This is a genomic window from Rathayibacter sp. AY1H2, assembly GCF_002931985.1.
Lineage (GTDB): Bacteria > Actinomycetota > Actinomycetes > Actinomycetales > Microbacteriaceae > Rathayibacter.
Genome location: NZ_PSUV01000011.1, coordinates 50,878 through 72,832 on the forward strand (window position 1 = coordinate 50,878; position 21,955 = coordinate 72,832).

The window sequence follows — 21,955 nt, forward strand, 5'->3', positions numbered from 1 at the left end:
CCGCTCACGAGCCGGGCCGCAGGGCGGCGATCCAGGCCAGCACGGCGAGGCCCGCCCGCACGGAGGCGGGTGCCGTGACGGTGCAGACGAGCAGCGCGAGAGCCGCGCAGGCGAGCCCGGCCACCGCGCTCCTCCGCTCGCCCGCCCACCGCAGCGCCCGCACGGACGCGATCACCGCGGCGACCGCCACGGCGACGGCGGGGAGGGCCCAGAGCGGATGCACGGAGGACGCGAGCGCGAGCAGGCCCAGCGCGAGCGCGGCGAGGCCGGGCTCGTACGGCCGGCGAGCGGGAGGGTGCCGCCGGGGCGGCCGGGGGAGGGCCGCGTCGGCCGGAGCGGATGGAGGGAGGAGTGCCGTCGTCGTCATGAGCCGATCCTCGTCAGGCGGCGGACTCTGCGGAGTGGCGATCGGCGGATCGGTGGACGAGAGGCGCCGAGCGCCTCCTGTGGAGGGACCGACCGGCGCGATCGGCGTCGTTCCGGGCGTCTCGAGGCCGGAATCGCCGGAGATCCGGGGCGGGGCTGGTAGGTTACCGACGGTCCGACCGGTTGAGGACGTCCGTCCCCGGCCGAGGACGATCCATCGAAACCAGCTGTTCCGACAGCGAGAACGTCCTGGGAGGACACTCCATGGCTGACAAGTCGCTCAACCGCACCGAGCTCGTCGCGAAGATCGCCGCCGACTCCGGCCAGAGCCAGGCCGCCGTCAACGGCGTCCTCGACTCGCTCTTCACCACCCTCGCCGACTCCGTGTCGAACGACGTGAAGGTCACCATCCCCGGCTGGATCGCCGTCGAGCGCACCTCCCGCGCCGCACGCACCGGCCGCAACCCGCAGACCGGCGAGACCATCCAGATCGCCGCCGGCCACTCGGTCAAGGTCTCCGCGGGCACCAAGCTCAAGGCCGCCGCGAAGTAGTCGCGCCCTCCGACACGGCCCCGGCACTGCGCCGGGGCCGTCGTCGTCCGCGGACGCGGCTGCCGATCAGCCGCGGAACGTAGGCTGGACCGGTGAATCGAACCGTCCGGATCGTCGGCCCTGCGCTCGTGCTCGTCGCCGCAGCGCTCGTCGCCCTTCTCGCGGCCCTGGCCTTCGGCGGGGGAGCCGCGGCTCCGCTGCTGAACGATCCCGGCCCCGTGGTCCGCTACGGCCTCCCGATCGCCAAGCTGGCCGTCAATCTCGGCGCCGCGGGCATGATCGGCTCGCTCGTGCTGACGCTGTTCGCGCTGAGCCCCCGCGCCGCCGCTGCCCGCGACGCCCGATCCTCGTCCCGCGCCTCGACCGCTCACGCCTCCTCGCGCGGCGGCCAGTCCTCGCGCGGCGGCCAGTCCTCCTCCCGCGCCGGATCGACGCGCACCGCGGTCGCCCCCGCGCGCCCCGCGCCCGGCGAGGCCGCGCCCGAGCCGCGCACCGAGTTCTCGATCGCCCTCGACGTCGCCGCCGCCAGCGCCGCCTTCTTCGCGGCGGCCAGCGCGGTGACCGGGTTCCTCACCTTCCTCAACGTCACGCAGACGCCCCTGAGCCTCGACCGCGACTTCGGCACCAAGCTCAGCTACTTCATCGGCAGCATCGAGGTCGGCCAGGCCTGGCTCATCACGACGCTGCTCGCGGCCGTCGTCACCGTCCTCTGCTTCGCCGTCCGCAACCAGACCGCGCTCGTCTTCGTCACGGGCCTGGCCCTGCTCACGCTGCTGCCGATGGCGCAGCAGGGGCACGCGGCGGGAGCGAGCGGGCACGACGCCGCCGTCACGGCGCTGGGCCTGCACCTCGTCTTCGCGGCGATCTGGCTGGGCGGCCTCATCACCGTCATCGCCCTGCGGCCCCTGCTCGGCGGCTCCCGCCTGCTGCCCGTGATCGAGCGCTACTCCAGCCTCGCGCTCGTGAGCTTCGTCGTGGTCGCGGCGTCCGGGTACGTCAGCGCCGAGCTCCGGCTCGCCACTCTCGACAACCTGCTGACCGGCTACGGGATCCTCGTGCTGGTCAAGGTCGCGGCGCTGGTCGCGCTGGGCCTGTTCGGCGTTCTGCAGCGCCGCTACCTCATCGAGCGGATGCGGAAGGCCGGCGGTGTCGGCGGCCGCAGCTTCTGGTGGCTCGTCGGCGCCGAGATCGCCTTCATGGGGATCGCCTCCGGAGTCGCTGCGGCGCTCGCGCGCACCGCGACCCCGGTCGACCAGATCGCCGCCAGCCAGCTCACGGATCCGACCCCGGCCCAGCTGCTGACGGGCGAGCCCCTGCCGCCGCCCGCGAGCGCGATGAACTTCCTCACGCTCTGGAACATCGACCTGGTCTGGCTCCTGGTCTGCTCCTTCGCCATCGCGTTCTACGTCGCCGGAGTGGTGCGCCTGCACCGCCGCGGCGACCGCTGGCCCCTGCACCGCACGATCCTCTGGATCGCGGGCATGCTCCTCCTGGCCTACATCACGAACGGCGGGGTGAACGCGTACGAGAAGTACCTGTTCAGCGCCCACATGCTCTCGCACATGGTCCTCACCATGGCGGTGCCGCTGCTGCTCGTCCCGGCGGCACCGGTCACGCTCATCGCCCGCGCCGCCGCCCGCCGCACCGACGGCTCCCGCGGCGCCCGCGAGTGGGTGCTGCTCGCCGTGCACTCGCGCTTCGCCACCGCGATCTCGCACCCGATCGTCGCCGCGCTGCTGTTCGTCGGGTCGCTCTGGGGCTTCTACTACTCCCCGCTGTTCCGCTGGGCCACCACGGACCACATCGGCCACGAGTGGATGATCGTCCACTTCCTGATCACCGGGTACCTCTTCGTCAGCGTCCTGATCGGAGTGGACCCGAGCGTGCACCGCGTGCCCTTCGCGATGCGCCTGCTGCTGCTGCTGGGCACCATGGCGTTCCACGCCTTCTTCGGCCTCGCACTGATGACGGGGGAGGGGCTGCTCCTCGCCGACTGGTACGGAGCGATGGGCTGGGGCACGTCCGCGCTCGCCGATCAGCAGGCGGCCGGCGGCATCGCGTGGAGCATCGGCGAGATCCCCACCCTCGCGCTCGCGATCGTCGTCGCGATGATGTGGAGCCGCTCCGACGCCCGCGAGACCAAGCGCCGCGACCGCCAGGCCGACCGCACCGGAGAGGCCGAGCTCACGGCCTACAACGACCGCCTGGCCGCCCTCCAGAAGCGCGGCTGATCCGCGCCCGGGCCCCGGGGTCCCGGCGGCCCGCGGGTACAGTGGAGCGGTGACTCAGCCGACCCTCTCCGACGAGCAGCAGCGGGTCTTCGACCTCATCGAGAACACGCGCGAGCACCTGTTCGTCACGGGTCGCGCGGGCACGGGCAAGTCCACCCTGCTCAACCACCTGAGCTGGAACACCGACAAGCAGATCGTCATCTGCGCCCCCACCGGCGTCGCGGCGCTGAACGTCGGCGGCCAGACCATCCACTCGCTCTTCCGACTGCCGATCGGCGTCATCGCCGACTCCGACCTCGACCAGCCGCCCGAGCTGCGCAAGCTCCTCAACACCATCGACACGCTCGTCATCGACGAGATCTCCATGGTCAACGCCGACCTGCTCGACGGGATCGACCGCAGCCTCCGGCAGGCGCGGCAGCGGCGCTCCGAGCCGTTCGGGGGCGTGCAGGTCGTCCTCTTCGGCGACCCGTTCCAGCTCGCACCCGTGCCCGGCGATCCGGAGGAGCGCGCCTACTTCGCCGACCGCTACCGCTCGCTGTGGTTCTTCGACGCCCTCGTCTGGCAGGAGGCGCCGCTGCGGATCGTCGAGCTCGGCCGGATCCACCGGCAGAGCGATGAGCGCTTCAAGTGGATGCTCAACGCGGTCCGCTTCGGCATGGTGACGAAGGAGATCGCCGACGTTCTGAACGCGGCGGGCGCGCGGACGCCTCCGGCCGACGACGCGATCACGCTCGCGACCCGCAATGACACGGTCAACCGCATCAACCAGGCGGCGCTCGCGCGGCTGAAGGGCCCGCTGAAGACCGCGTCGGCCGAGATCAGCGGCGACTTCGGCGGGCGCGCCTATCCAGCGGACCAGAACCTCGAGCTCAAGATCGGCGCGCACGTGATGTTCCTGCGCAACGACTCCGAGCAGCGCTGGGTGAACGGCACGATCGGCCGGGTGACGAAGGTCGCGGGGACGGTGTGGGTCGAGGTGGACGGCGAGGTCCACGAGGTCGAGCCCGCGACCTGGGAGCGTTACCGCTACTCCTACTCCGCCGCGACGAAGAAGCTCACCCGCGAGATCGTCGCCGAGTTCGCGCAGTTCCCGCTCCGCCTGGCGTGGGCGGTCACGATCCACAAGTCGCAGGGCAAGACCTACGACTCCGCCGTGGTCGACCTCGGGCAGCGCGCCTTCGCGCCCGGGCAGACCTACGTGGCGCTCAGCCGCATCACGAGCCTCGAGGGGCTCTACCTGACGCGGCCGCTCCGGCCGAGCGACATCATCGTCGACAAGGACGTGCTGCGCTTCATGTCCGAACGGCGAGCCGAGCCGGCCGCCGTCGCGGAGGCGTCCGCGGATTGACGCCCCGCGGAGGAGGTCGGAGCAGGCCCTCAGGCCGCCGCGCAGGTCCGGGCGAGATCGCGGAACAGCTCCGTCGTCAGCCGGTACGCCTCCGCGACCTCCGCGATGACCCGCTCGCGCTCCTCCTCGTCCCAGCCCGCGGCGTCGAGCTGCTCGCGGTAGGTGGCGCGGAAGGCCGACGGTGCGGCGATCTCGCCGAAGAGGAAGAAGCCGACGCCGTTGGTCTCGAAGCCGAACCGCCGCTGCAGCAGCCCGCGGACGATCGCGCAGCCGGAGAGGTCGCCGAGGTAGCGCGTGTAGTGGTGGGCGACGAAGCCGCCGCTCCAGCCCGCGGCCACGGTGCGGATCCGGTCGACGTAGGCGCCGGTCGAGGGCAGCGGGCGGATGCGCTCCCGCCAGTCCTCGCCGACGAGGAAGCGCAGGTCCTCCGCGATCGCGGGGAGCCGGGTGAGCTTGGCCGAGAGGAAGGGCTCCGCGACCGGATCGCCGGCCATGTCCTCCGCCACGGCCTCGAGGGCCTCGTAGACGAAGTAGTGCTGCGAGATGAGCGCGATGTAGTCGTCGCGGCTGCCGGAGCCGGTCATCAGCGAGGTCATGAAGGCGGCGCCCTCGTCGTCCGCGCCGGACTGCCCGATGCGCAGGCGCAGGGCCTCGGAGAACGGGATGACGTTCGACACGGTGGCCTCCCTCGGCGACTGAGGTCTGCCTTACCTTAGCCGAGCGGGGCCGCCGGGACCAGAGGGCGTCAGTGCCCGTGTCCGCCGTCGACGACGGAGTGCATCATCCCGCCCATGTCGCCCGAGCCGCCCGAGGATGCGGCCATGGCGGGGGTGGCGAGGGCGGAGACGGTGAGCGCGCCGGCCAGGAGTCCGACGAGAGCTCGCGACGGCGAGACGGCCTTCTCCTCGACGCGCGGAGAGCGGAGCGAGACGGCCACCACGGCGACCGCGATCAGCTGGAGGACCGCGGCGGCCAGCGCGGGGAGGGGCTCGGCGAGCGCGCCGAGGGCCAGAGCGAGGGCGAACGCCGCCAGGGAGGCGACCGCGACGACCAGCGCGGAGCGCGGCACGACGATCCGGCCGCGTGCCAGGACGAGGACCGCCCAGAGGATCTCGACAGCACCGACCGCTCCGATCACCGGAGCCTGCACGCCCTCGCCGCCGGCGGCGAGCGAGAGGTGGACGAGCCCGGCGCCGAGTCCGGCGAAAGCGGCGTTGCAGCGGGCCACGGTGGTCATGGCGGCTCCTTCGCTGGATCGGGGAAGAAGAGGAGGCCCCGGATCGACACACCGCATCGTGTCGTCCGGGGCCGTTCAGTCCGTCCGCCGCGGAAAACGGCGGGCCCACGGCGGACGGAGTAGAGGGGGGCGGCGGGTGCCGCCCGGGTCAGGCGGTCGCGGCGGTGCGCGTCCTCGCCGTCTTCTCGGTGCCGAGTCCGACTCCCAGGAGCACCAGCGCGCTGGCCAGGTGCAGGAAGTGGTCGGCGGTGTTCAGCGCCAGCACGTTCAGAGCGGTGTCGACCAGGAAGAAGCCGACGATGCCGAGCAGCAGGTACACCGCTCCGACGGTCACGTTGACCGTCTTCGCCGCGGCGACGGTCGACAGGCCCGCGATCAGCAGCGCGCCTCCGATGAGCAGGTGGGCGATGTTGTGCAGCGGGTTCACCTCGAAGACGCCGAGCAGGAGCCCGCCTTCGGTCGAGAGGAACTGCACGCCTCCGGTCACGACGAAGCCGAGCAGCCCGACGACGACGTAGACGGCTCCGAAGAGAGTCGCCAGCAGTCGATTGGGGGATCTGCGCATGGTCTCTTACCTCCTTCGAGCAGCGCCTCTGCGCTGTACTCCCTCTCTTCGTAACCGGGCGCCTGCCGGTTTGGGAACGGGGTGGACTCCGCCGGTCACGGTCAGGACACGAATCGCGATCGGGCGCTCAGCGGCCCTCTCCGGCCCGCCGGAGCCCCCGTACAGTGGTGCCGTTCGCAGACGACGGGGGAGTCGCACGGCATGGGATCTCGCAGACGGACGCGGACGGGGCTGCTCGTCGTCCCGGTCCTCGTGCTCGCACTGGCCGGCTGCACGCCCGCCGCCGCCTCGCGCGTGGCGGAGGCGCCCGCGCAGGCGGCGTCGGAGGAGCTCGCCTCCGCCCTGTCGGGGTTCCTCGACGAGACGGTCGGCGTCGCCGGCGCGACCGGAGCGGTCGCCGGCGTCTGGTCGCCGTGGGGTGGCAGCTGGGAGGGCGCGGTCGGCTGGGAGTCGGACGAGCGCACCACCGCCCTCACCACCGACGCGCACCTGCGGCTCGGCACCGGCGGCACCGAGGCGATGACCTGCGACGTGGTCCTCGCCCTCGCCGACTCCGGCCGGGTCGACCTCGACGCCGACGTCGGCGAGACGCTGCGCTCCCTGCCCGGCATCGACGGGCTCACCCTGCGCGAGCTCTGCGCGCACACCTCCGGCCTGGCCGACTTCCGCTCGGCGCTCTGGCCGACCGTGCTCCAGAACCCCCCGCGGCAGTGGCCGACGCTCGAGCTGCTCGCCGCGGCCCAGGTGCGCGGCGCCTCGGCCGAGCCCGGAGCGGCGTGGTCCGACTCCGCCACCGGTCCGCTGCTCGCCGGCATCGTCGCCGCGCAGGTGACCGGTCGGAGCATCGGGGAGCTCTACGACCAGTACGTGGTGCCGCGGTACGGGCTGCGCAGCACGGAGCTGCCAGACGCCTCCGAGGTCGACCTGCCCGCTCCGTCCCCCCGCGGCTACGCGGTCGCGCTGGACCCGGCGACCGGGGAGAAGCGCTGCGACGTGCGCCTCGACGTCACCGCCGCGTCCCCGTCCGCGCTCGGCGCCGCGGGCGGAGCGCTGACCGATCTGGAGGACCTCCGGCGGCTGGCGACGGGTCTCGCGGCCGATCCCGCGGGCGACGCCATGTGGCAGGACCCGGTCGTCCAGGGCCAGGGCCGCGCCGACTACCTCCGCGCCGGGCTCGGCGGGCACGAGGCGGGACCCCTCCGCGGCTTCTCGGGTCTCGCGCCCGGCTTCGTCACCGCGGCCTACTCCGACCCGGTCTCGGGCCTGACCGTGGCCGTCTCGATCAACAGCTCGACGCCCGGCGGCGACTTCGCCGCAACGGTCGCCCGCACCCTGGCCGCCATCGCGGTCGAGCAGGGAGCCGCGGCGGGAGCCGAGGGCCTGCCCCGGCTCCCGTGGACGGCCGACGGCGAGCGCGGCGCCGTGCAGGGGACCCCGACGCGCTGCTGATCCGGCGGCGCCCTACTCTGGTGCCATGCCGATCACTCCCGACACCAAGGACTGGACCTGGGTCCTCGAGCGCCCCTGCCTCGAGTGCGGTTTCGACGCCTCGCTCGTCGACGCCGACGAGGTCGCCGAGCTCATCCGCGAGAACGCCGCCGCCTGGCCCTACGTGCTCGACCGCGACGACGCGGCGGGCCGACCCGACGACGAGACCTGGTCGCCGCTCGAGTACGCCGCGCACGTGCGCGACGTGCACCGCATCTACCGCACCCGCGTGCAGCTGATGCTCGCCGGCGACGACCCGCTCTACCCCAACTGGGACCAGGACGTCACCGCCGTGGAGGAGCGCTACGACCAGCAGGACCCCGCGACGGTCGGCCGCGAGCTGGTCGAGGCGGCCGAGCGCATCGCCGAGGTGTTCGACTCCGTCGCCGGTGCCCAGTGGCAGCGCCGAGGCCGCCGCAGCGACGGCGCGGCGTTCACGGTCGACACGATCGCCCGCTACTACCTGCACGACGTCCAGCACCACCTGCACGACGTGCAGGGCTGAGCTCAGGTGTCGATGAGCTGCGGATTGAGGAACGAGAGCGTCCTCGCGTAGGCGAGCGCCGCAGAGGCGGGGCTGACCGCGTCGCGCAGGTTGCCGTTCGCGAAGTGCCGCTGCGTGTCCGGGTAGGTGTGCGCCGTGACCGGCGTCCCCGACTCCTTCAGCCGTCCGACGAACGACTCCGGGTCGTCGCCCGCGGGCCACTCGTCGCTCTGCGCGTAGTGCAGGAGGGTGGGGCACGGGACCAGCACGTGCTCCTCCGCATCGAGGGTGGCGTAGTACGCGACCACCGCGTCCACGAGCCCGGTGCCCGCGGCGAGCAGCCCGAGGCGGCCGCCGAAGCCGAAGCCGATGACGGCGCTGCGCGGCGCCCCGGCCGCGACTCCGGTGCCGACCGCCTCGGCGACGGCGGCGAGGGTGCGGTCCTGCGCGGCCATCGCGGCGAGGTCGCGCGCGTCCTCCGGGGCGAGCGTGGCCCAGCCGTCGTAGAGGTCGGGCACGAGCACGTGGTAGCCGTGCTTCGCCACGGCCTCGGCGAACGGGTCCAGCCACGGCAGGCGCCCGAACACGTCGTGCAGCACGACCACCACGGGCCGGCCGGGGTGCCCGTACTCGAGGGCGACGCCCGGCGACGGGATCTGGACGAGCTCTGTCACCCCTCCACCCTGCCCTCTGCGTCCCGCGATCCCGCGCGCTGCCGCGGATCCGCCCGGCGTGTCGCGTCGAAACGCCGCGCGGGCGCCTCACCGCTCCGCGCGGCCGTGCGGCTTCAGCGGCAGGACGACCTGCTCGCGCAAGTGCTCGTAGACGACCGAGGTGCGCACATCGGCGACCTCGCGGCGCTGCGTCAGCTCGTCGATGACGAAGGCGTAGAGGTCCTGGTTGTCGCGGACGGCGACGTGGATGATGAAGTCCTCCGAGCCGGAGGTGACGAACACGCCGACCGTCTCGTCGAGGCCGGCGACCCAGTCGCGGAAGGCCTCGATGATCTCGCGCGACGGCGGACGGATGCGGACCGCGACCAGCGCCTGCACGCCGCGCCCGAGGGCCGCGAAGTCGAGAGTGAGCGTCGCGCCGGTGATCACGCCGCGGCGCCGGAGGCTCCTCGTGCGGTGGTCGGCGAGACGTGCACGGCGGCTGCGAGGTCACGGTTCGTGATCCGTGCATCCGACTGCAGGACCTGCAGGATCCGGACGTCGAGTTCGTCGAGTGCCGCTCCTGGGCCGTTCTGCTGGTCGTTCATACGGAGATCCTGCCGAAGGGGAGCCCTCCTGCCTACTGTTCGTGACGTCACTGCGCACGAACCGAGGAGCATCATGACCATCCCCGCCCCCGACGCCGTCGGCTTCCACCCCGACGAGATCGACACCGCCGCGCCCACCCGCTCGGCCCGCCTCAAGTGGGTGGTCGTCGTCGACGAGTCCCTCCCCGCCGGCCGCGCCGTGAACGCCGCGATCTGCGTGGGCGCCGCGACGGCCGCGCACGTCGCGGGGCTGCTCGGACCGAGCCCCGCCGACGCGTCCGGATCGCTGCATCCCGGTCTGCCGTGGGCCGGCTGCACGGTCCTCGCCGCCGACGCGGCGACCCTGCTCGCGATCCGCGCGAAGGCCGAGGCGCACGACGGGACGTTCGTCGCCGACATGCCCGCGTCGGCGCAGGCCACCCGGGTGTACGACGAGTACCGGGAGGCGGTGGCGGCGAGCGGCTCCGACGAGCTGCAGTACCTCGCGGTCAGCCTGGTGGGGCCGAGGAACCGGATCGACAGGATCGTCGGGCGGCTGCCGCTGCTGGGCTGACGGACGCCGCTGCGCTGCCGGACGCCGCTGCAGCGCCGGAGGAGGAGCCGCTCACATCGGGCCGGAGGACCGGCCGCAGACGAGGGGAGAGGAGAGCGAGTGACGGGAATCGAACCCGCGCCATCTGCTTGGGAAGCAGAAGTTCTACCATTGAACTACACTCGCGCGGCGCCGCTCGGGCGCACCAGGACATCGTAGCAAGGCCCGGAGCCGGCCCACGCCCCGGGGTCGCGCCACGCCCTAGGATCGCAGCGTGCTCCTCTCCGACCGCGACATCTCGCTCGAACTCGCCTCCGGCCGCGTGGGGCTCGCCCCGCACGATCCGTCGATGCTGCAGCCGTCGTCCGTCGATGTGCGCCTCGACCGCTTCTTCCGGCTGTTCGACAACCACCGCTACCCGTACATCGATCCGGCCGAGGACCAGCCCGAGCTGACCCGCCTGGTCGAGACGCCGCAGGGCGAGCCGTTCATCCTCCACCCGGGAGAGTTCGTGCTCGGCTCGACCTACGAGGAGGTGTCGCTGCCGGACGACATCGCGGCGCGCCTCGAGGGCAAGAGCTCGCTCGGACGGCTCGGGCTGCTGACCCACTCGACCGCCGGGTTCATCGATCCGGGCTTCACCGGCCACGTCACCCTCGAGCTCAGCAACGTCGCGACGCTCCCCATCACGCTCTGGCCGGGGATGAAGATCGGCCAGATGTGCTTCTTCCGCCTCAGCTCGCCCGCCGAGAAGCCCTACGGCTCGGCGGAGTACAGCTCGCGGTACCAGGGCCAGCGCGGTCCGACCGCGTCGCGGTCGGCGCTCAACTTCCACCGCACGGACGTCTACACCGACTGACTCCGGCGCAGGGATCAGGGCGCGGGGGTCAGCCCAGCAGGCGGGGGAGCTGCAGCACGAGCCAGGGGGAGAACGCCCAGGGGGTCGAGCGGACGGCGGCGAGCGTCGCCTCGGCGTCGACCCACTCGTAGTCCATGACCTCGTCGAGGCGCGGATCGAGGGCGTCGCGGCTCGACAGCGTCGCCGTGTAGACGGGGCAGATCTCGTTCTCGACGACGCCGGACGCGTCGACCGCGCGGTAGCGGAAGTCCGGCAGGGCGACCTCCAGCGTGGCCAGCCGGGCGCCGAGCTCGCGCTCGGCCCGGCGGACGACGGCGTCCTCGATCCGCTCGCCCGGTGCGGGGTGCCCGCAGAAGGAGTTGGTCCAGACGCCCGGCCAAGTGCGCTTCTCGAGCGCGCGACGGGTCACCAGAAGTGCGCCGTCCGGGGAGAAGACGTGGCAGGAGAACGCGAGGTGCAGGGGGGTGGCCGTGTCGTGCACGGTCGCCTTGTCGGCGACCCCCACGGCGTTCCCGGCCTCGTCGAGGAGGACCACCTGCTCGATCCGGTCCGTCTGCACAGTGGCGGCTGGCGAAGTCATACCCGCAAGTCAAGCACGCCGCAACACATCAGCCGGCTTATCGTCCTGGTTCTCCCCTTTGTTAGCCTTCCCACGTGGATACGCGCGACCCCGTGGTTCTGTCCCGGTTGAGGCAGGAGCACGTCGATGCCGTCCTGGACAGGTTCTTCTCGTTGGCGAGGTCCCGGGCGGTGCGTCTCGGACCCCGCTACCTGACCCTCTGGCAGACGCTGGAGGCCAACACCCGCGGCGGCAAGCGCTTCCGCCCGCTGATGGTGATCTCGGCGTACGAGGCCCACGGCGGCCAGGATCCGGAGGCCGCCGCCCACCTCGGCGCGGCGTTCGAGCTCCTGCACACCGCGCTGATCGTGCACGACGACGTGATCGACCGCGACTTCGTGCGCCGCGGCGGCCCGAACGTCTCGGGCAGCTACCGCGACGAGGCGACGACCGCGGGCCTCTCCATCCCGATCGCCGAGCACCGCGGCACCTCGGTGGCCGTGATCGCCGGGGACCTCGCCCTCACCGGCGCCCACCGCCTCGTCGAGGGCGTCGGCGCCTCCGACGGCGTGCGGGCCCGCCTGCTCACCCTGCTCGACGAGGCCGTCTTCGCCTCCGCCGCGGGCGAGCTGGCCGATGTGGACTTCTCCCTCATGCCGGGCATGCCCTCGGTCGAGGAGGTGCTCGAGATGGAGCGCCTCAAGACGGCCGTCTACTCGTTCGAGGCGCCGCTGCAGGCCGGAGCGATCCTCGCCGGGGCCTCGGACGCCGCGGTGGACGCGCTCGGCGAGTTCGGCCGCTGGATCGGCATCGCCTACCAGATCGTCGACGACCTGCTCGGCGTCTTCGGCTCGGAGGGCCAGACCGGCAAGACCACGCTGGGCGACCTCCGCGAGGGCAAGCGCACCGTCCTCATCGCCCACGCGGCCGGCACGGACTGCTGGCCCGACATCGAGGCGCTGATCGGCGACGAGCACCTCGCGCCCGAGACCGCGGAGAAGGTGCGCGGCATCCTCGAGGAGTGCGGCGCCCGCAGCTACGCCGAGGGGCTCGCGAACCAGTTCGCCGACCGCGCCTGGGCGGCTCTGGAGACGCCCGCGGTGTCGGAGGCGTTCCGCAACGAGGTCCGCCCGCTCGTGGCCAGCGTGGTCGGGCGCACCCGATGAGCGCTGTCCGCCACGCGCGGATGCGCGCGACGATGCGCTCCGCCCGGCCGAGCCCCCGTACGGTGGCACGATGAGCCGCCAGAGCGAACTGTACGACCGCGTCGCGCACGAGTCGTCCGCGCAGGTGATCCGCCGCTACTCCACCTCCTTCGGGCTGGCCACGCGCCTGCTCGCTCCGGGCGTCCGCGAGCGGGTGGAGGACGTCTACGCCCTCGTGCGCGTCGCCGACGAGATCGTCGACGGCGTCGCCGAGGAGGCCCGTCTCGACCGGGCCGCGGTGGAGGAGTCCCTCGACGCCTTCGAGGCCGAGACCGAGCGCGCGCTCGCCTCCGGCTACAGCTCCAACCTCGTGATCCACGCCTTCGCTCGGACCGCGCGGGCGACCGGATTCGGCACCGAGCTCACCCGGCCGTTCTTCGCGTCGATGCGCGCCGACCTCCGCGAGACCGAGCACACCCCCGAGTCCTTCGAGGCCTACGTCTACGGCTCCGCCGAGGTCGTCGGGCTGATGTGCCTGCACGTGTTCCTCGCGGCGCCGGACGCGGGGCTCGTCTCCGAGGCCGCCCGCGCGCGGCTCGTGGCCGGAGCGCGCCGCCTGGGGGCCGCGTTCCAGAAGGTCAACTTCCTCCGCGATCTCGCCGCCGACGTCGACGGCCTCGGCCGCAGCTACTTCCCCGGAGTCGACCCGCGGGCGTTCTCCGAGCGCGACAAGGCCTCGCTGCTCGCCGACCTCGACGACGACCTCGCCGAGGCCGCCGCCATCGTGCCCGAGCTCCCGCGCTCGAGCCGGCGCGCGGTCCTGCTGGCCCACTCCCTCTTCGCCGCCCTGGCCGACCGGATCCGCGCGACGCCCGCCGAGGAGCTCCTCCGCGCCCGCGTCAGCGTGCCCACGGCCGCCAAGGCGGCGCTCGCGGCGAAGGCGGCCGTGTCGACGCTCGGCCCGCGCCTGGGCCCCGGCCCCGTCCGCGCGACCCGCTCGAGGACCGGCCCGCACCGCGCCGTCGTCATCGGCGGGGGGATCGGCGGACTCGCCTCCGCCGCGCTGCTCGCGCGCGACGGCTACGACGTGACCCTCCTGGAGGCGCGCGAGGCCGTCGGCGGCCGCGCCGGCTCGTGGGAGCACGAGGGCTTCCGCTTCGACACCGGTCCCTCCTGGTACCTGATGCCCGAGGTGTTCGACCACTTCTTCCGCCTCATGGGCACCAGCGCCGAGGAGCGCCTCGACCTCGTCACGCTCGACCCCGGCTACCGGGTCTACAGCGAGGGCGTCGACGAGCCGATCGACGTGCTCGCCGACCTCGAGTCGAACCTCGCGCTCTTCGAGAGCATCGAGCCCGGAGCGGGCGAGCGGATGCGCGCGTACCTCGACTCCGCGCGCGACACCTACGAGATGGCCAAGCGCCGCTTCCTCTACACGAGCTTCTCCTCCTTCCTCCCGCTGCTGCGCCGCGACGTGCTCAGCCGGACCGGGAGGCTCGGCCGCCTGCTGCTCACGCCGCTCGACACGTTCGCGGCGACGGCGGTCACCGACAACCGGCTGCGCCAGATCCTCGGCTACCCGGCCGTCTTCCTCGGCTCCTCGCCGTTCGCCGCGCCGAGCATGTACCACCTGATGAGCCACCTCGACCTCGCCGACGGCGTGCTCTACCCGATGGGCGGATTCACGAAGCTGATCGAGGCCGTCGCCGACGTCGCCGAGGAGGCCGGCGTCACCGTCCGCACGTCCTCGCCCGCGACGCGGATCCTCACCGCCCGCTCGCCCCGCGGCCGACGCCGCGGCGCCGAGGTCGTCGGAGTCGAGTTCACGGGCCCCGACGGCACGGAGCGGATCCCCGCCGACCTGGTCGTCAACGCCTCCGACCTCTTCACCACCGAGCAGTCGCTCCTCCCCGAGGAGCTGCGGACCTACCCGCCCGCCTACTGGGAGAAGCGCGAGCCCGGCCCGAGCGCCGTCCTCGTCCTCCTGGGCGTGCGCGGGGAGCTGCCCGAGCTCGAGCACCACACCCTGCTCTTCACGAAGGACTGGCGCGACAACTTCGACAAGATCTTCGGCGAGCACCCGACCGTCCCCGATCCCGCGTCGATCTACGTCTGCCGCCCGAGCGCGACCGACGCGAGCACGGCTCCGGAGGGGCACGAGAACCTGTTCGTGCTCGTGCCGATCCCGGCCGACACCTCGATCGGCCACGGCGGAGTCGACGGCGCGGGCGACGCGCGCGTCGAGGCCATCGCCGACCAGGCCATCGCGCAGATCGCGTCCTGGACCGGCGCGACCGACCTGGCCGAGCGGATCGTCGTCCGCCGCACCATCGGCCCGGCCGACTTCGAGAGCGACCTCGGCGCCTGGCGCGGCTCGATGCTCGGACCGGCCCACGTCCTCTCGCAGAGCGCCTTCTTCCGCGCCGGGAACGTCAGCAGGCACGTCGACGGACTGCTCTTCGCCGGCAGCTCCACGATCCCCGGCATCGGCCTGCCGATGTGCATCATCAGCGCCGAGGTCATGCTCAAGCGCGTGCGCGGCGACGTGTCGACCGAGCCGCTGCCCGTGCGGGAGGCGCCGTCCGCTCCGGTCGCGCCCGTCGCCGTGGGGGAGTAGGCGTGGGGATCCTCTACCTGCTCGCGCTCCTCGTCTCGATCACCGGGATGATCGTGCTCGACCGCCGCTTCCGGCTGTTCTTCTGGGCGGACGCGCGACGCGCGGCGATCGTGCTGCCCGTGGGAGTCGCGTTCTTCCTGGTCTGGGACCTCGTGGGGATCGGCCTGGGCGTCTTCTTCCGCGGAGAGACCTCCTACATGACCGGCCTGCAGATCGCGCCGGAGCTCCCGGTCGAGGAGGTCCTCTTCCTCACCCTGCTCTGCTACCTGACGATGGACGTGCACGGCTTCCTCTCGCAGCGGGTCGCCCGGCGGGCGGAGGCGCGCGCGTGACCTACCTCCTCCTCAACGCCGTGTTCCTCGCGGTGGTGCTGGTGCTGCTGCTGCTCGCGCTGCGCCGACGCGTCCTGCGCCTGCCCGCCGTCCTCGGCACCCTCGCCGTGCTGCTGGTGATGACCGCCGTGTTCGACAACATCATGATCGGAGTGGGCCTGCTGGTCGCCTACGACGACGACCTGATCTCGGGCATCCGGATCGGCGTCGCTCCAATCGAGGACTTCGCCTACGCGATCGCCGCGGCCCTCGCCCTCCCGGCGCTCTGGGTGCTCCTGCCCTCGCGTCGTCGGAGCGAGCCGTGAACCGGCTGCGCGCGCTGTTCGTCTCGAGCCGCCCGCTGAGCTGGGTCAACACCGCCTACCCGTTCGCGGCGGCGTACCTGCTGACCACCCGCGAGATCGACCTCGCCTTCGTGCTCGGCACGATCTACTTCCTCATCCCCTACAACCTCGCGATGTACGGGATCAACGACGTCTTCGACTACGAGTCCGACCTGCGGAACCCCCGCAAGGGCGGCGTCGAGGGCGCCGTGCTCGACCGGAGCGAGCACCGCGCGACGCTGATCGCGGCGGTGGCCACGAACGTGCCGTTCCTGGTGGCGCTCGTGCTGCTCGGATCCCCGGTCTCGTGGCTGGTCCTCGCGATCAGCGTCTTCGCGGTGATCGCCTATAGTGCGCCGGGGCTCCGCTTCAAGGAGCGTCCGTTCGTCGACTCGCTGACCTCGGCGACCCACTTCGTCAGCCCGGCCGTCTACGGGATCGCCCTCGCGGGCACCGTGGTCACCGGACCTCTCGTGGCGCTGCTCGTGGCGTTCTTCCTCTGGGGGATCGCGAGCCACGCCTTCGGCGCGGTGCAGGACATCCTGGCCGACCGGGCGGGCGGCATCGGCTCGATCGCGACCGTGATCGGAGCGAAGGCGACCACGCGCTTCGCCATCGCCGCCTACGTCGCGAGCGGCCTGCTCCTGCTCCTGCTGCCCTGGCCGGGGACTCTCGCGGCGATCCTCGCGGTGCCGTACGCGGTGAGCATCTGGCCGTACCGATCGCTCGAGGACGCCGAGGCGGAGCGGGCGAACGCGGGCTGGAAGCGCTTCCTCGCGCTGAACTTCCTGACCGGCTTCCTCGTCACGCTCCTGCTGATCGTGTTCTGGATCGCCACGGTCTGATCCGCGGCCGGCGGCGCGCGGGGAGGGGCGTCGCCAGCGACTCCGCGGTCCGGGCCCCGTCAGTCCCGGCGGGCGGGCGGAGCGAGCCGCGGCTCCGGCACGACGGGGGCGGTGGCCGGCGGGCGGCGCACCGGCAGGAGCAGCACCAGCCCGACGGCGAGGACGAGGACGAGCCCGAGGATGCCCCAGTACTGCACGTTCGCCTCGCCGCTGCCCGAGACGGCCGCGGCGATCGAGACGGCGGCTGCGAAGGCGGCGGGCGCGAGGAACGAGGCCGCCCGCCCGGTGGTCGCGTAGAGGCCGAAGATCTCGCCCTCGCGTCCCTCCGGGATGAGGCGGGCGAGGTAGCTGCGGCTCGCCGACTGCGCCGGGCCGACGAACAGGCACAGCAGCAGGCCGAAAATCCAGAACACCGTGCTCCCCCCGTCGTGCAGGACGAAGACGGCGGTGCCGCAGACGACCAGGCCGATGAGCGAGGCGACGATCACGGCCTTGGGGCCGATGCGGTCGTCGAGCGCGCCGACCGAGATGGTCGCCACTCCGGCCACGACGTTCGCGGCGATGGCGAAGAGGATCACCTCGCCGGCGTCGAAGCCGAAGGTGCCCTGCGCCAGCACGCCGCCGAAGGTGAAGACCCCGGTGAGCCCGTCGCGGAACACCGCGCTGGCGATGAGGAAGGCCACGGTGCTGCGGCTCTCGCGCCAGAGGCCGGCGACCTGCGCGAAGAGCGCGCGGTAGGAGGCGATCACGCCGACGCGCTCCGCCCGGCTCGCGCGCGCCGGCGTCTCCGGCACCGCGACCAGCACAGGGAGGGCGAAGACGGCGAACCACACGCCGGCGACCAGGATCGAGACGCGCACGTCGAGGCCGTCGTCCCCCGTCACTCCGAAGAGCCCGACCTCGGGCGAGATGAAGCCGAAGTACACGATCAGCAGCAGGACGATCCCGCCGACGTAGCCCATGCCCCACCCGAAGCCGGAGACGCGGCCGATGGTCGCCCGGGTCGAGACCTGGAGGAGCATCGCGTTGTAGTTGACGCTCGCGAACTCGAAGAAGACCGTGCCGACCGCGAGCAGTCCGAGTCCCAGCCAGAGGAGGGCCGGGTCGGGGCGCACGAGGAACATCAGCAGGATGCAGAGGACGACGACGGCGGAGTGGATCCCGAGCCAGAGCCGGCGGTGCCCGCCGAGGTCGGCCCGGCGGCCGGTGATCGGCGCGATGACGGCGACGACCACGCCGGCGGCGGCGAGGGACCAGCCGAGCGCGGCCGAGACTCCGCTCGAGGTGCCGAAGAGCCCGTCGGTCGTCAGGTAGACGGTGAAGACGAAGGTGGTCACCACCGCGTTGAAGGCCGATCCGCCCCAGTCCCACAGGCCCCAGGCGAGGACGGGCCAGCGGCCGGTGCGCGTCGTCATGGGCCCACCGTAGGGGGAGGAGGTGAACGGCCGGAAGCGGCGGGACCCGTGAGTCTGAGAGTTGAGCCGATGCGACTCAACTTCTCGCCTCCGGACTTGACGCGAGACGACGGATGCGTAAACTTGAGCGTGCGGGGCTCAACTCCCGCAGAGGATTCCGCACCACCCGTCAACTGACCGGCAGCCGCCCGCGCGACGCCGATCGCGAAGGAGAACAACGCATATGTCCCGTGCCGTAGGCATCGACCTGGGAACCACCAACTCTGTCGTGGCCGTCCTCGAGGGAGGCGAGCCCACCGTCATCGCCAACGCCGAGGGCTTCCGCACCACGCCGTCCGTCGTGGCGTTCACCAAAGACGGGGAGGTGCTCGTCGGCGAGACCGCGAAGCGCCAGGCCGTCACCAACGTCGACCGCACCATCGCGTCGGTCAAGCGCCACATGGGCACCGACTGGACCTTCGGCGTGGAGGACAAGAAGTACACCCCGCAGGAGATCTCGGCCCGCATCCTGGGCAAGCTCAAGCGCGACGCGGAGCAGTACCTGGGCGACAAGGTGACCGACGCGGTCATCACCGTCCCGGCCTACTTCAACGACGCCGAGCGCCAGGCGACCAAGGACGCCGGCGAGATCGCCGGACTCAACGTCCTGCGCATCATCAACGAGCCCACCGCGGCCGCGCTGGCCTACGGCCTCGACAAGGGCAAGGAGGACGAGCTCATCCTCGTCTTCGACCTCGGCGGCGGAACGTTCGACGTCTCCCTCCTCGAGGTGGGCAAGGACGACGACTTCTCGACCATCCAGGTCCGTGCGACCTCGGGCGACAACCGCCTCGGCGGCGACGACTGGGACCAGCGCGTCGTCGACCACCTGGTCAAGCGCTTCAAGGACTCGACCGGCGTCGACGTCTCGAAGGACAAGATCGCTCGCCAGCGCCTCAAGGAGGCCGCGGAGCAGGCGAAGAAGGAGCTCTCCTCGAGCACCTCGACCAGCATCCAGCTGCCCTACCTCTCGCTCACCGAGAACGGTCCGGCGAACCTCGACGAGACGCTCACCCGCGCCAAGTTCGAGGAGCTCACCAGCGACCTGATCGAGCGCACCCGCAAGCCCTTCACCGACGTCATCGCCGAGGCGGGCGTCAAGGTCGAGGACATCGCTCACGTGGTCCTCGTCGGCGGCTCGACCCGCATGCCGGCCGTCGCCGAGCTCGTCAAGAAGCTCACCGGGGGCAAGGAGCCCAACAAGGGCGTCAACCCGGACGAGGTCGTCGCCGTCGGCGCCGCGCTGCAGGCCGGCGTCCTCAAGGGCGAGCGCAAGGACGTCCTCCTGATCGACGTGACCCCGCTCTCGCTGGGCATCGAGACCAAGGGCGGGATCATGACGAAGCTCATCGAGCGCAACACCGCGATCCCGACCAAGAGGTCCGAGACCTTCACCACGGCCGACGACAACCAGCCGTCCGTTGCGATCCAGGTCTTCCAGGGCGAGCGCGAGTTCACCCGCGACAACAAGAACCTGGGCACGTTCGAGCTGACCGGCATCGCGCCGGCCCCGCGCGGCATCCCGCAGGTCGAGGTCACCTTCGACATCGACGCCAACGGCATCGTCCACGTGTCCGCGAAGGACAAGGGCACCGGCAAGGAGCAGTCGATGACGATCACGGGCGGCTCGTCGCTGCCCAAGGACGACATCGACCGCATGGTCCGCGAGGCCGAGGAGCACGCCGCCGAGGACAAGGCCCGCCGCGAGGCCGCCGAGATCCGCAACAACGCCGAGACCCTGGCGTACTCGATCGACAAGCTGATCAAGGACAACGAGGACAAGCTGCCCGAGGACGTCAAGTCCGAGGTGCAGGGAGACGTCGACGCGCTGAAGACCGCGCTCGCCGGCGACGACGACGCGGCCGTCAAGACCGCGTTCGACGCCCTCAACGCCTCGCAGACCAAGATCGGCCAGGCGATCTACTCCCAGGACCAGGCCGCGCAGAGCGCCCCCGCGGACGCTCCGGCCGACGGTGACAAGAAGGACGACGAGGACATCGTCGACGCCGAGGTCATCGACGAGGACGAGCCGAAGGACACGAAGTAGCCATGGCAGCCGAGAACGAGCCCCAGGACCTCCCCGAGGAGCAGCCGGCCACCGGCGGCGAGGCGGGAGCCGAGGCGGCGCAGGACGCCCAGGACCAGGAGGGCCTCATCGAGGCCGAGGGGCCCGACGTCGAGACCAGCCTCTCGGACGCCGACCTCTCGTTCCTCTCGGGACAGTCCAGCGCCGAGACGCTCGCAGCCGAGCACCTCGCCGACCTCCAGCGGGTGACCGCGGAGTACGCGAACTACCGCAAGCGCACCGAGGCGAACCGCCAGGTCGACAAGGAGCGGGCGATCGGCGACGCGGTGAAGGTCATCCTCCCCGTGCTCGACGACCTCGACCGCGCCGAGAAGCACGGCGACCTCGCCGAGGGCGGGCCCTTCACGGCCATCGCGCAGAAGCTGCGCGGCGGAGTGGAGAAGCTCGGCCTGGTGAAGACCGGCGCCGTGGGCGACCTGTTCGACCCGAACATCCACGAGGCGATCTTCCAGCAGCCCACCCCCGGCGCCGAGACCTCCACGGTCGCGGACGTCGTCGAGGCGGGCTACTACCTCGGAGGCTCGCTGTTGCGGGCCGCCAAGGTGGTCGTGGCAGTCCCCGCCGACTGACCCCGCCACCGGCACCACCACCGCGGAGGACCCCGCCCCGCTCGGCAGCACGCTGCCGGACCGGGGCGGGGTCCCTCGCCGCATTCGACACAGGAAGAGGCACATGGCCAGCCAGGATTGGTTCGACAAGGACTTCTACAAGGTCCTCGGCGTGTCCAAGGACGTCTCCGCCGCGGACCTGAAGAAGACCTACCGCAAGCTCGCCCGCCAGTTCCACCCCGACTCCAACCCGGGGGACGCGAAGGCCGAGGCGCGCTTCAAGGAGATCAGCGAGGCGTACACCGTGCTCTCGGACGCCGAGCAGCGCAAGGAGTACGACCAGATCCGCGCCATGGGCGGCGGAGCGCGCTTCACCGCGGGAGGCCAGCCCGGAGGGTTCGACGACGTCTTCGGCGGCATGTTCGGCCAGGGCGGGCGCACCTCCTACAGCACCCAGCAGGGCCCGCCGCCCGGCTTCGAGGACATCCTCGGCGGCATGTTCGGCGGCGGAGGCAGCCGCTTCGGCCAGCCCAGTGGCGGCTACCGCGGCTTCGGCGGCCCGCAGAAGGGCGCCGACGTCACCGCCAGCACCACCATCGACTTCCGCACCGCGACCCGGGGCGACACCGTCCAGCTGCAGACCGGCGACGGGCGCACCCTCTCGGTGCGCATCCCGGCCGGCGTGGCCGACGACCAGAAGATCCGCGTCCGCGGCAAGGGCCGCCCCAGCCCGGACGGCGGCGATCCCGGCGACCTGGTGCTCACCGTCTCGGTCCGCAAGCATCCGGTGTTCGAGCGCGACGGGCTGAACCTGCGCGTGACGGTCCCCGTGACCTTCGTCGAGGCCGTCTTCGGCGCGACGATCGAGGTGCCGACCCTCGGCGGCGAGCCCGTCAAGCTCCGGGTCGCCGCAGGCACCCCGAGCGGCCGCGTCCTGCGCGTCAAGGGCCGCGGCGTCACGACCCCCAAGGGCACGGGCGACCTGCTCGCCGTCCTGCAGGTCGCCGTCCCGAGCCACCTGTCCGCCGCCGCCCGTGAGGCCCTCGAGGCCTACGCCGCCGCCGAGCCGGACGAGGACCCGCGCGAGGACATCCTGGAGAAGGCCCGCTACTAGCACCGG

The 21,955-nt window shown here is 72.2% G+C and carries 24 protein-coding genes and 1 tRNA gene; 15 read left to right on the plus strand and 10 right to left on the minus strand.

Going from position 1 to position 21,955, the window contains the following annotated elements; translation table 11 throughout:
• Window positions 1–4 precede the first annotated feature (4 nt).
• Complete coding sequence (locus tag C5C29_RS09600; RefSeq protein ID WP_104222909.1) at window positions 5–367, minus strand: hypothetical protein; 363 nt, start codon at window positions 365–367, stop codon at window positions 5–7.
• A 263-nt stretch (window positions 368–630) separates the two neighbouring features.
• Here C5C29_RS09600 and C5C29_RS09605 point away from each other — a divergent pair, with 263 nt between their 5' ends.
• From C5C29_RS09605 to C5C29_RS09615, 3 genes are all read left to right on the plus strand, one after another.
• Window positions 631–918, plus strand: coding sequence for an HU family DNA-binding protein (locus C5C29_RS09605; protein ID WP_056037903.1), 288 nt, complete (start codon window positions 631–633; stop codon window positions 916–918).
• A 92-nt stretch (window positions 919–1,010) separates the two neighbouring features.
• Window positions 1,011–3,149 (plus strand): bifunctional copper resistance protein CopD/cytochrome c oxidase assembly protein, encoded by a 2,139-nt coding sequence (locus C5C29_RS09610; protein WP_258062207.1) that lies wholly within the window; start codon window positions 1,011–1,013, stop codon window positions 3,147–3,149.
• Between the two features lie 49 nt (window positions 3,150–3,198).
• Window positions 3,199–4,500, plus strand: coding sequence for an ATP-dependent RecD-like DNA helicase (locus C5C29_RS09615; RefSeq protein WP_104222908.1), 1,302 nt, complete (start codon window positions 3,199–3,201; stop codon window positions 4,498–4,500).
• 29 nt (window positions 4,501–4,529) lie between these two features.
• Here C5C29_RS09615 and C5C29_RS09620 read toward each other — a convergent pair whose 3' ends face one another.
• The 3 genes from C5C29_RS09620 to C5C29_RS09630 form a co-directional block, all read right to left on the minus strand.
• Window positions 4,530–5,177 carry a heme oxygenase (biliverdin-producing) gene (locus C5C29_RS09620; protein WP_104222907.1) on the minus strand — a complete coding sequence of 216 codons (648 nt, stop codon included), beginning with the start codon at window positions 5,175–5,177 and terminating at the stop codon, window positions 4,530–4,532.
• Between the two features lie 68 nt (window positions 5,178–5,245).
• Complete coding sequence (locus tag C5C29_RS09625) at window positions 5,246–5,737, minus strand: hypothetical protein (protein WP_104222906.1); 492 nt, start codon at window positions 5,735–5,737, stop codon at window positions 5,246–5,248.
• Between the two features lie 148 nt (window positions 5,738–5,885).
• The gene (locus C5C29_RS09630) at window positions 5,886–6,302 is read right to left on the minus strand and encodes a DUF4383 domain-containing protein (RefSeq protein ID WP_104222905.1); all 417 of its coding nucleotides are present in this window, start codon (window positions 6,300–6,302) and stop codon (window positions 5,886–5,888) included.
• Window positions 6,303–6,503: 201 nt separating this feature from the next.
• On the opposite strand from C5C29_RS09630, the gene C5C29_RS09635 reads away from it, so the two are divergent.
• On the plus strand, window positions 6,504–7,751 hold the full coding sequence (locus C5C29_RS09635) for a serine hydrolase (RefSeq protein WP_104222904.1): 1,248 nt from the start codon (window positions 6,504–6,506) through the stop codon (window positions 7,749–7,751).
• Between the two features lie 25 nt (window positions 7,752–7,776).
• The gene (locus C5C29_RS09640) at window positions 7,777–8,295 is read left to right on the plus strand and encodes a DinB family protein (protein ID WP_104222903.1); all 519 of its coding nucleotides are present in this window, start codon (window positions 7,777–7,779) and stop codon (window positions 8,293–8,295) included.
• Window positions 8,296–8,297: 2 nt separating this feature from the next.
• Here the strand turns inward: C5C29_RS09640 and C5C29_RS09645 are convergent, their stop codons facing one another.
• From C5C29_RS09645 to C5C29_RS17475, 3 genes are all read right to left on the minus strand, one after another.
• Window positions 8,298–8,948 (minus strand): dienelactone hydrolase family protein, encoded by a 651-nt coding sequence (locus C5C29_RS09645; RefSeq protein WP_104308333.1) that lies wholly within the window; start codon window positions 8,946–8,948, stop codon window positions 8,298–8,300.
• Between the two features lie 87 nt (window positions 8,949–9,035).
• Window positions 9,036–9,377, minus strand: coding sequence for an Lrp/AsnC family transcriptional regulator (locus C5C29_RS09650; RefSeq protein WP_104222901.1), 342 nt, complete (start codon window positions 9,375–9,377; stop codon window positions 9,036–9,038).
• Complete coding sequence (locus tag C5C29_RS17475) at window positions 9,374–9,535, minus strand: Lrp/AsnC family transcriptional regulator (RefSeq protein WP_104222900.1); 162 nt, start codon at window positions 9,533–9,535, stop codon at window positions 9,374–9,376. Before C5C29_RS17475 ends, C5C29_RS09650 begins: the two co-directional genes overlap by 4 nt.
• Window positions 9,536–9,608: 73 nt before the next feature.
• Here C5C29_RS17475 and C5C29_RS09660 point away from each other — a divergent pair, with 73 nt between their 5' ends.
• The gene (locus C5C29_RS09660; protein ID WP_104222899.1) at window positions 9,609–10,088 is read left to right on the plus strand and encodes a DUF2000 domain-containing protein; all 480 of its coding nucleotides are present in this window, start codon (window positions 9,609–9,611) and stop codon (window positions 10,086–10,088) included.
• Window positions 10,089–10,182: 94 nt separating this feature from the next.
• Here the strand turns inward: C5C29_RS09660 and C5C29_RS09665 are convergent.
• Window positions 10,183–10,253, minus strand: a tRNA-Gly gene (locus C5C29_RS09665).
• A gap of 88 nt (window positions 10,254–10,341) precedes the next feature.
• On the opposite strand from C5C29_RS09665, the gene dcd reads away from it, so the two are divergent.
• The gene (dcd, locus tag C5C29_RS09670; RefSeq protein WP_104222898.1) at window positions 10,342–10,926 is read left to right on the plus strand and encodes a dCTP deaminase; all 585 of its coding nucleotides are present in this window, start codon (window positions 10,342–10,344) and stop codon (window positions 10,924–10,926) included.
• Between the two features lie 28 nt (window positions 10,927–10,954).
• Here dcd and idi read toward each other — a convergent pair whose 3' ends face one another.
• Entirely contained in the window at window positions 10,955–11,506 is a 552-nt protein-coding gene (gene idi / locus C5C29_RS09675) for an isopentenyl-diphosphate Delta-isomerase (protein ID WP_104222897.1), read from the minus strand.
• A 170-nt stretch (window positions 11,507–11,676) separates the two neighbouring features.
• Between idi and C5C29_RS09680 the strand changes: the two genes are divergently transcribed.
• From C5C29_RS09680 to C5C29_RS09700, 5 genes are all read left to right on the plus strand, one after another.
• Window positions 11,677–12,651: a polyprenyl synthetase family protein gene (locus C5C29_RS09680; RefSeq protein WP_258062206.1), complete on the plus strand. Its 975-nt coding sequence runs from the start codon at window positions 11,677–11,679 to the stop codon at window positions 12,649–12,651.
• A gap of 70 nt (window positions 12,652–12,721) precedes the next feature.
• Window positions 12,722–15,247: a phytoene desaturase family protein gene (gene crtI / locus C5C29_RS09685; protein ID WP_104222895.1), complete on the plus strand. Its 2,526-nt coding sequence runs from the start codon at window positions 12,722–12,724 to the stop codon at window positions 15,245–15,247.
• 2 nt (window positions 15,248–15,249) lie between these two features.
• On the plus strand, window positions 15,250–15,579 hold the full coding sequence (locus tag C5C29_RS09690; RefSeq protein ID WP_104222894.1) for a lycopene cyclase domain-containing protein: 330 nt from the start codon (window positions 15,250–15,252) through the stop codon (window positions 15,577–15,579).
• On the plus strand, window positions 15,576–15,884 hold the full coding sequence (locus C5C29_RS09695) for a lycopene cyclase domain-containing protein (RefSeq protein ID WP_104222893.1): 309 nt from the start codon (window positions 15,576–15,578) through the stop codon (window positions 15,882–15,884). Before C5C29_RS09690 ends, C5C29_RS09695 begins: the two co-directional genes overlap by 4 nt.
• A complete protein-coding gene (locus C5C29_RS09700; protein WP_104222892.1) occupies window positions 15,881–16,747 on the plus strand; it encodes a prenyltransferase in 867 nt (288 codons plus the stop codon). Before C5C29_RS09695 ends, C5C29_RS09700 begins: the two co-directional genes overlap by 4 nt.
• A 59-nt stretch (window positions 16,748–16,806) precedes the next feature.
• On the opposite strand, the gene C5C29_RS09705 is transcribed toward C5C29_RS09700, so the two are convergent.
• Window positions 16,807–18,162 carry an MFS transporter gene (locus C5C29_RS09705; protein WP_104222891.1) on the minus strand — a complete coding sequence of 452 codons (1,356 nt, stop codon included), beginning with the start codon at window positions 18,160–18,162 and terminating at the stop codon, window positions 16,807–16,809.
• 223 nt (window positions 18,163–18,385) lie between these two features.
• Here C5C29_RS09705 and dnaK point away from each other — a divergent pair, with 223 nt between their 5' ends.
• The 3 genes from dnaK (at window position 18,386) to C5C29_RS09720 (ending at window position 21,949) form a co-directional block, all read left to right on the plus strand.
• The gene (dnaK, locus tag C5C29_RS09710; protein WP_104222890.1) at window positions 18,386–20,248 is read left to right on the plus strand and encodes a molecular chaperone DnaK; all 1,863 of its coding nucleotides are present in this window, start codon (window positions 18,386–18,388) and stop codon (window positions 20,246–20,248) included.
• 2 nt (window positions 20,249–20,250) lie between these two features.
• Window positions 20,251–20,856, plus strand: coding sequence for a nucleotide exchange factor GrpE (locus tag C5C29_RS09715; RefSeq protein ID WP_104222889.1), 606 nt, complete (start codon window positions 20,251–20,253; stop codon window positions 20,854–20,856).
• A 103-nt stretch (window positions 20,857–20,959) separates the two neighbouring features.
• Window positions 20,960–21,949 (plus strand): DnaJ C-terminal domain-containing protein, encoded by a 990-nt coding sequence (locus C5C29_RS09720; RefSeq protein ID WP_104222888.1) that lies wholly within the window; start codon window positions 20,960–20,962, stop codon window positions 21,947–21,949.
• Window positions 21,950–21,955: the final 6 nt, after the last annotated feature.

Bases quoted from the DNA above. Each gene is read 5' to 3' on its own strand.
- C5C29_RS09715 (WP_104222889.1), top strand. From the start codon at position 20,251: ATGGCAGCCGAGAACGAGCCCCAGGACCTCCCCGAGGAGCAGCCGGCC.
- idi (WP_104222897.1), bottom strand. From the start codon at position 11,506: ATGACTTCGCCAGCCGCCACTGTGCAGACGGACCGGATCGAGCAGGTG.
- C5C29_RS09635 (WP_104222904.1), top strand. From the start codon at position 6,504: ATGGGATCTCGCAGACGGACGCGGACGGGGCTGCTCGTCGTCCCGGTC.
- dnaK (WP_104222890.1), top strand. From the start codon at position 18,386: ATGTCCCGTGCCGTAGGCATCGACCTGGGAACCACCAACTCTGTCGTG.
- C5C29_RS09720 (WP_104222888.1), top strand. From the start codon at position 20,960: ATGGCCAGCCAGGATTGGTTCGACAAGGACTTCTACAAGGTCCTCGGC.
- C5C29_RS09640 (WP_104222903.1), top strand. From the start codon at position 7,777: ATGCCGATCACTCCCGACACCAAGGACTGGACCTGGGTCCTCGAGCGC.
- C5C29_RS09605 (WP_056037903.1), top strand. From the start codon at position 631: ATGGCTGACAAGTCGCTCAACCGCACCGAGCTCGTCGCGAAGATCGCC.
- C5C29_RS09600 (WP_104222909.1), bottom strand. From the start codon at position 367: ATGACGACGACGGCACTCCTCCCTCCATCCGCTCCGGCCGACGCGGCC.
- C5C29_RS17475 (WP_104222900.1), bottom strand. From the start codon at position 9,535: ATGAACGACCAGCAGAACGGCCCAGGAGCGGCACTCGACGAACTCGAC.
- C5C29_RS09705 (WP_104222891.1), bottom strand. From the start codon at position 18,162: ATGACGACGCGCACCGGCCGCTGGCCCGTCCTCGCCTGGGGCCTGTGG.
- C5C29_RS09660 (WP_104222899.1), top strand. From the start codon at position 9,609: ATGACCATCCCCGCCCCCGACGCCGTCGGCTTCCACCCCGACGAGATC.
- C5C29_RS09630 (WP_104222905.1), bottom strand. From the start codon at position 6,302: ATGCGCAGATCCCCCAATCGACTGCTGGCGACTCTCTTCGGAGCCGTC.
- crtI (WP_104222895.1), top strand. From the start codon at position 12,722: ATGAGCCGCCAGAGCGAACTGTACGACCGCGTCGCGCACGAGTCGTCC.
- C5C29_RS09625 (WP_104222906.1), bottom strand. From the start codon at position 5,737: ATGACCACCGTGGCCCGCTGCAACGCCGCTTTCGCCGGACTCGGCGCC.